The organism is Paenibacillus oryzisoli, assembly GCF_001653565.1.
Lineage (GTDB): Bacteria > Bacillota > Bacilli > Paenibacillales > NBRC-103111 > Paenibacillus_E > Paenibacillus_E oryzisoli.
Genome location: NZ_LYPB01000080.1, coordinates 110026 through 117235, shown reverse-complemented (window position 1 = coordinate 117235; position 7210 = coordinate 110026). Strand labels below are relative to the sequence as shown.

The window sequence follows — 7210 nt, the reverse complement described above, 5'->3', positions numbered from 1 at the left end:
CCATCAAAGTATGTCTTATATACTTCAACAGAGGTATCTGGAAATCCTTGTTAGTCGATTGGTCAGTCGTAGAAAAAAAACGATATCATGAGGGGTTGTTGTTTCCAGGTTTTTCAATGATCTTCCGTCTTCTTTATCCCCGATCGTTTGTACGCCAGAAAGAACTGGATTCTTACCATCACTCACCATATCAGTAATCAGCTTATCCAACGCTATACTTGTAGTTGGCGCCCACTCTCTAGAGGATACTTTCAAGGTATCGAAGAGACTGTTAGCTGGAAGTGGTTCCAACGCTGTCAGGATGGACAAGATATCCGCCCCTTTGCCTCCCTTGGCAATAACAATCGAAAAGTCATTCCGAAACCCATGATTCCGGGATATATAATCTAACGCTTCAGCGATTCCTTCTCGTGCTAATGGCTCGCCGATGGAGAGCACGCGTAAATGAGACATATATGGTTTTCTCGGGGAGATCGTTGTCATTTTTCTCAGCGCTTCTGATATGGAAGTCGCCTTACTCATATATGTAGTGGCAGGAATACGAGATGATGTTCCTTTCGCATTTACTTGTTGCGGCTCAATGACCTGTATGGATACCTCGATTTGTTCTCCGCTTTTATCAATGGACATACCTGCAACAATAGCCAAATCGGTTAGCTCATTCCGATTCCAACATCCAGTAAGCATCATGAATATACCCATAAAAAAGAGGGGTATAACGATCCTCCTTACCATAGGTCAACCTCCTGTATCATTCCTTTTCGGTGGAGCTGGAGCATCCGTCTGTTCACGCACGATGTTCACCTTATTAATGATTCGTGGGCGAGAAAAAAGAGCCCATAAAGGTACTCGAATGAGTGTATCTTTGTTATCCTTGAGCTGAAATGGCGCAATCGGGCTCATATAAGGCACCCCAAATGAACGTAAGCTGCACAAGTGAAGCACCAAAATAATAATCCCAATGATAATGCCATATAACCCAAAAGATGCAGCCAAAGCCATCATCGGGAAACGAAGCATCCGAATCGACGTGGAAAGCGTAAAGGCAGGAACAACGAAGCCGGCAATCGCGGTGATCGAAACTACGATAACCATCGCCGCTGATACAATACCGGCTTCTACAGCTGCCGTCCCCATAACTAGCGATCCGACGATCGTTAGTGAACTCACAATTGCTTTGGGCATTCGCAAACTACCTTCACGAACGATTTCAAATGTCAATTCCATCATCAGAGCTTCGATAAATGCTGGAAAGGGAACTCCCTCCCGTTGTGCTGCTAAACTAACTCGAAGCTGAGTTGGAAGCATTTCCTGATGAAATGTCGTTACCGCAATATATAATGACGGGCCTAATAATGCGATCAGAAAAGAGGTGTACCGTAGAATTCGGAGTAAAGTACTAATATCCCAACGTTGATAGTAATCTTCCGCTGCCTGTAAGAAGGATACAAATAAGGCAGGAACGATGAGGACGACAGGTGTGCCATCTACCAGAATAGCCACCTTTCCTTCTAACATTTCAGCCGCTATCACATCCGGACGTTCCGAGCTATAAATTGTAGGAAACGGAGTGAACGTTTTATCCTCAATCAATTCTTCGATATATCCGCTTTCCAGAATACTATCAATATCAATATCTTCTAACCGTTGACGGACTTCGTTCACGATAGCCTCGTCCGCTATTCCTTTGATGTACATAACGGCAACATTGGTTTGCGTAACTCGACCTATCTTTCTCGACTCCAACCACAGATTAGGATCTTTGATCTTACGGCGGAGTAAGGCTGTGTTCGTTCTAAGATTCTCGGAGAACCCTTCTCTTGGTCCTCGCATAACCGTTTCATTATTCGATTCCGTTACGCCACGTTCAACCCAACCGCGCATTCCGATAATGAAACCTTGTGAGTATCCATCCAGCAAGAGAATAACATCGCCAGATAATAAACAATTAAATAAGGTGTTAAATTCAGTTACTTCTTCTATTTCACTAACTGCGAGGATTTGTTTTTTTAACTTCTCTAACCAGATTTCCTGATGATTCGACGTTGCATCTTGCACATGATGAGCCTCTGATAATAAGGAATCCATGATGAAATTATGAACGGATAACGTATCGGTCAGCCCATCCGTAAATAGCATGCACACGTTAAACTTCACTTCACGACCAATTGTGAGCTCTCTAACAATAATATCTGAACTGTTTCCTAGTTTATTCTTAACTGTTTGTATATTTTCTTGAAGATTCACATGTAGGCGGCCTAACGAGGAATCAATACCTGAAATGATCTGCTTGGAAGAAGTATGACGAATCCTGCTTTTCGTTAATTTCTTAAAGAAGTCCATCCTAACATCCTCTCATCTCATAGAAGTACATATTACCCATTATCACCATAAACGCTTTTTTTAAAAACAGCTTTTACAATTTTCCAAATGGGCAATAATTAAAACAAGAGAACCGAATGTCAGAAGGGAAATCCAATGTTCAAAGAAAAAATCAATAATGGACAAATGTTTGCATGGATCATGATGTTTGAGCTCGGCAACGCCATTATCGTAAACCTTGGAGAAGAGGCCAAACAAGCTGCTTGGATAGCCATTCTTATCGCTATGGTGGCAGGATTAGGTACATTTGGGTTGATTTATTTTCCGCTTTTTCGCTTATACCCTAAACATACCTTTACAACCTATACCCAAATCATAGTGGGTAAGTACATCGGCTGGCCGCTTAGTTTTCTTTATCTCATATACTTTACTTATATTTCCGGTAGAGACTTGCTAGATTTCGGAACATTAACTTCCACGATCTCATTTGATCAGACCCCGGTCTTCGTGATTAATGGCATAATGATCATTGCTCTTGTATATGGCCTTCGTAAAGGCGTAGAAGTGTATGTACGATCTGCTGAAATCTTTTTTGGGTTATTTATGTTCGTATTTATCGTAGGATTCCTATTATTAGTCATTTCTGGGCAAATGGAGAGAGATAATCTTAGACCCGTTATCGATGACGGAATGAAACCAATCATGCAAGCTGTACCTTTCGTGTATACGTTTCCATTTGCTGAAATGATTGCTTTTACGATGTTCTTACCTTTCTTACAGAATGACAAATCCGTTGTCAAAGTGGGGCTAGTAAGTATAATTTGCACTGGCATTTTATTGAGTATTATTGCCGTTCTCAACGTTGCAACACTCGGTGTCTTTCAAACACAAACCGCTGTATTTCCGCTAATTGAGACGATTGGGGAAATCAATATCGGCGAATTTATGCAGCGTCTGGACTCTCTTGTCGTGTTACTGCTTGTCGTCACAAGTTTCTTTAAAATTGGCACTTTTTTTCTTGCTGCAGTCATTGCCGCCTCTGATTTATTTCATGTAAGAAACTATGGGAAGCTGGCCTTGCCAATGGGGATCATCATCCTCTTATGTTCTGTGATGATGGCGACCAACTATATCGAGCACATTCAAGAAGGGATGCAAGTATTAACGAAATATGTGCAATTCCCCCTGCAAACAGGGATACCTTTATTGATTTTGTTTATCGCTCTTATTCGAAAACATTTTGATCGGAATTCCAAACAAGAGCAAGAACAAAGTGAATAGAAATGCATATTCAATCGGCGAAAAGAACCGAAAACGCTCCACAATGTTATTCAGTGCGCGATGAATGCTAAAACCTAGGGATACATCCATAAGAATCACAAAAACAATACTACAGGTTAATACAACCCAAAAAACGCCGATTATTTTCAGTTTGCAACACCCACTGCCTTATTATTTGAATACTTCTTTAACCTAACCTAAATGGCTCGCAACTACTCTCCAGCTATATAGGAAAATCACGACATAGCCCTGTAACGAAAATGCTACGTTTGAGCCAACGGCAAGAACACCGCTATCAGACAAATAAAGCTATGCGCGGAACGTTCGTTACCTTAACAGCGGTTTGGGGTGTCGTTCTACTTCTCGAAGAAGCGCTCTACCATTGTCGCGGCCATCTCCACATTATTTTCATTAACTTAATATTCAGCTTACATACAACATGCATAATAGATCATATTAACTCTTAGACAAAGGCGGCTTATCATGACTTCACTTCTACCCGATGCACGAAACGCAACAAACCTACTGGGTACGGCTAAGCTTTCACTTGAGAAATTAGCCTACCAACAAATTCGTGAGAATATGATTAATGGGCATTTCCTGCCAGGCACACTGCTTTCAGAGAATGAGCTTGCTGAGCAGCTCGGCATGAGCCGTACGCCAATTCGAGCAGCGATCTCGCTCCTAGAGACAGAGGGATTCGTGGAATCGATCCGGGGACGAGGAGTATTCGTCAAAGAGATCTCATTTCGCGAGTTTCACGACATGTTTGAGTTATTGGCGTCCATGCAATTATATAGCCTAGAAATTGCCGCAATACGGAAGCTACGCTTCAATCTGCCTGAGTTGGAATATCACCTCATGAGGCAGTTGCACGCTTCGGAAAAGGACGATTACCGTACCTATTATGAAAGCGGGCTCCTATTTATTGAAACTATGCTGCTGGTCGTAAATAATACAAGCATGTTGCATGTTCTCGAGCAAATGAAAGGGAAATTTATGTTCAAAATCATTTCATATCGCAAGCTGCACGTTCATACGCTACCGAAGCCGCAGCAATCGGGCCAATCCAATAAACGTATTTACGAGGCGCTTACAGCAGGTGATTTAGACCAAGCGAAAAGATACACCCTAGAGTTGATTGAGCAGACACACAGGCAATTCCAATCCGTTGAAATGTAAACCATGGGCTCATCAACATGCCGCATCACTCACATAAAAAAGAGAAGGATCCCATTCATTGGGTCTTCTCTTAAAAATTAATCAGTGAACCTATACAGTTGTTCCCTTGTAAATGTCCATTCCGGGGAGTGCAGCTTCCCCTCAAACGCAGTGGAATACCATGGATTCCCCTCCCCGTTACCCATATTCACTAGAATATGAATATCTTGCGCAGGGGTGTAACCTTGAGCTAAAATGAATAGTTTTTCGCCCGTCTTGGGGTTCTGAGCCATATCCAATACGACGATGGCATGTCCCGGCGAACCTCCCTCAAGGAATACATCGCCAGCCTGCATCTCTGCTATCGGCACCTGCTTCATTTCCTTCGACAAGGATAACGTTCCTGCGTACGCAAATACCATGTTTAGATAACTTCGAAATACCTCATAGCTATTAGAAGCCGTTCCCCGTTTGACCCATGAGACCTTGTTGCCGGTAACGTCAATCCGATTCCCTTTCCTCCAAGTTGCAAAATCAGCTTTAAAGCCATTGGTGAAATTGAAGTGGATCTGATCATAATTGCCACTACCATACAGGTATTCCGCTCGCAGTCTCATAACCGCATCGGCGCACTGCTGCAGATCCCGCTCTCCGACATCCACATCAAGGACAGCTTCGTAAACTTCCTTAGCCTTAAGCTCCCCATTAAACAAATGTACCTTGGAACCTGGGGGTTTCAGAGGCAGTTTACGCAAGTAATCTGCATAGGACCCATGCTCGATTGGAACCCTCTCATAACCCTTAGGAACGGCTATTCGTTCCATCACGCTTGTACCTTCAGCAAGAACCAATTGTTGTCTGCTAGATTTGCCTCCCGTAACAGCATTCGCTGCTTTCGATAGTTCCTCCTTTGGAGATGAGCAAGAACTAAGAAGGAGTACAGCAAGAATAGTAACGGGTATCCATTTATTCATCTATTGCAACAGCTCCAATCATCGGACTAAGTCTATACAGTCTTCACAAACCTCACTTCCGTGCGCTGACGGAGCAACTCTCGGATGCCGTCACCTATGACTTGAACGCCAGGTTCGATGAGCCTCTCATCCACTTGCGAAACACTCAGTCGAAGAACACCTTCCTGTCTAAATTCCGGAAGGTACATACGCTGAACCGGGTCAACTCCCACGCCGCACTCCAACAGGTAATCAGCTGTTGCCTGCGCCCGAAGTGGTGCTGGCAACCCAATCGTCGTATAGAATCCAGAATAAGATTTGGTGTACGTGGTCCCCCTTGGCAGATACTTGCGGTACGCATCTTGGAGCAGCACCGCCTTACGACGGTAAATCTCTCGCATTCTGCCGATATGAGCGGCGAACATACCGCACTCGAGGTATACCTCGAGTGCCCCTTGCGTCAGAAGTGGCGAATGCACGTCGGCAGCAGCTTTCGCGCGTAAGAACTCTTCCCGCAATCCATCCGGCAGAACGGCCAACCCAAGGCGCAAGCCTGGCAGCATGACCTTGGAGAAACTCTTCACGTAGATCACCCGCCCAGATGGGTCATACGCGAACATGGGGTCATACTTTGAATCACCGTCTAAATCGCCCATGTAATCATCCTCAATGATATAGACATCATACCGCTGAGCCAATTCCACCATGCGCTTACGGGCTTCGTTCGTATGGCTGTACCCAGTTGGATTGTGTAACCTCGACACGGTATAGAAGAACTTGATCTCCCCATCTCGAAATAGTACCTCCAAACGACCTAGGTCCATCCCACCTTCTTCATATGCAATTCCATACACATTACCTCTATACCCCCGCAGAGATTCGATCATGCCGGCATGAACTGGTTGTTCCACGACGATGTTCCTCTTACCATTGGGAAAAGGCAACCCTACAAGCAAATTCAGCGCTTGCTGGGAGCCAGTCACCACATAAATTCGTTCAGGCACCGTGAACACCTGTAAATCTCGAAGATGTCTAGCCAACTGTTGTTGCAAGGAAGGCAATCCCTGCCCATCCGAGTATGTGAACATGTCCTCGCGGTACCGCTCGATCGCTTCGTTCATGCAGTGTTGAAAGTCCCGGTAAGGCATGGCGCTCCGGTCTGGCCCCGCCCACACGAAATCGATAACTTCTTCTGCGCCTCTTACCTGCTCTACGCTTTCGCGTCTATGCGCCACATAATAGCCGCTCTGTGGCACAACATAGATTCGGTGCTTCTGTTCGAGTTCCCCGTACGCCCGAATAATCGTATTTCGGCTGCAGCCGAAGGTTTCCGCTCCTTCCCGAATAGAAGGCAGCTTGTCCCCCGGTCTCCTCTTGCCGTCCTTCATCTCCTGCAAGAGTTGTTCCACAATCCTTTCATATAGCATGTTCCTCTTCACTCCTTCATGCCAACTGTACGGGTACAATTACCGCAAACAGCACTGTGGCCCCTC

General features: G+C 44.6%; 6 protein-coding genes. 2 read left to right on the top strand and 4 right to left on the bottom strand.

Annotated elements, in window-relative coordinates:
* Positions 1–24: 24 nt before the first annotated feature.
* Together A8708_RS24160 and A8708_RS24155 are read right to left on the bottom strand one after the other, a co-directional pair.
* Positions 25–735, bottom strand: coding sequence for a Ger(x)C family spore germination protein (locus tag A8708_RS24160; RefSeq protein ID WP_157265011.1), 711 nt, complete (start codon positions 733–735; stop codon positions 25–27).
* Between the two features lie 3 nt (positions 736–738).
* Positions 739–2343 (bottom strand): spore germination protein, encoded by a 1605-nt coding sequence (locus A8708_RS24155; protein ID WP_068667863.1) that lies wholly within the window; start codon positions 2341–2343, stop codon positions 739–741.
* A 135-nt stretch (positions 2344–2478) separates the two neighbouring features.
* Between A8708_RS24155 and A8708_RS24150 the strand changes: the two genes are divergently transcribed.
* Both A8708_RS24150 and A8708_RS24145 read left to right on the top strand, forming a co-directional pair.
* Positions 2479–3603, top strand: a complete 1125-nt coding sequence (locus A8708_RS24150; protein WP_068667862.1) for a GerAB/ArcD/ProY family transporter — start codon at positions 2479–2481, stop codon at positions 3601–3603.
* A gap of 483 nt (positions 3604–4086) precedes the next feature.
* Positions 4087–4785 carry a GntR family transcriptional regulator gene (locus A8708_RS24145; RefSeq protein ID WP_068667861.1) on the top strand — a complete coding sequence of 233 codons (699 nt, stop codon included), beginning with the start codon at positions 4087–4089 and terminating at the stop codon, positions 4783–4785.
* 77 nt (positions 4786–4862) lie between these two features.
* On the opposite strand, the gene A8708_RS24140 is transcribed toward A8708_RS24145, so the two are convergent.
* Both A8708_RS24140 and A8708_RS24135 read right to left on the bottom strand, forming a co-directional pair.
* On the bottom strand, positions 4863–5738 hold the full coding sequence (locus tag A8708_RS24140; RefSeq protein ID WP_068667860.1) for a DUF4846 domain-containing protein: 876 nt from the start codon (positions 5736–5738) through the stop codon (positions 4863–4865).
* A gap of 32 nt (positions 5739–5770) precedes the next feature.
* On the bottom strand, positions 5771–7144 hold the full coding sequence (locus A8708_RS24135; protein WP_068667859.1) for an aminotransferase-like domain-containing protein: 1374 nt from the start codon (positions 7142–7144) through the stop codon (positions 5771–5773).
* Positions 7145–7210: the final 66 nt, after the last annotated feature.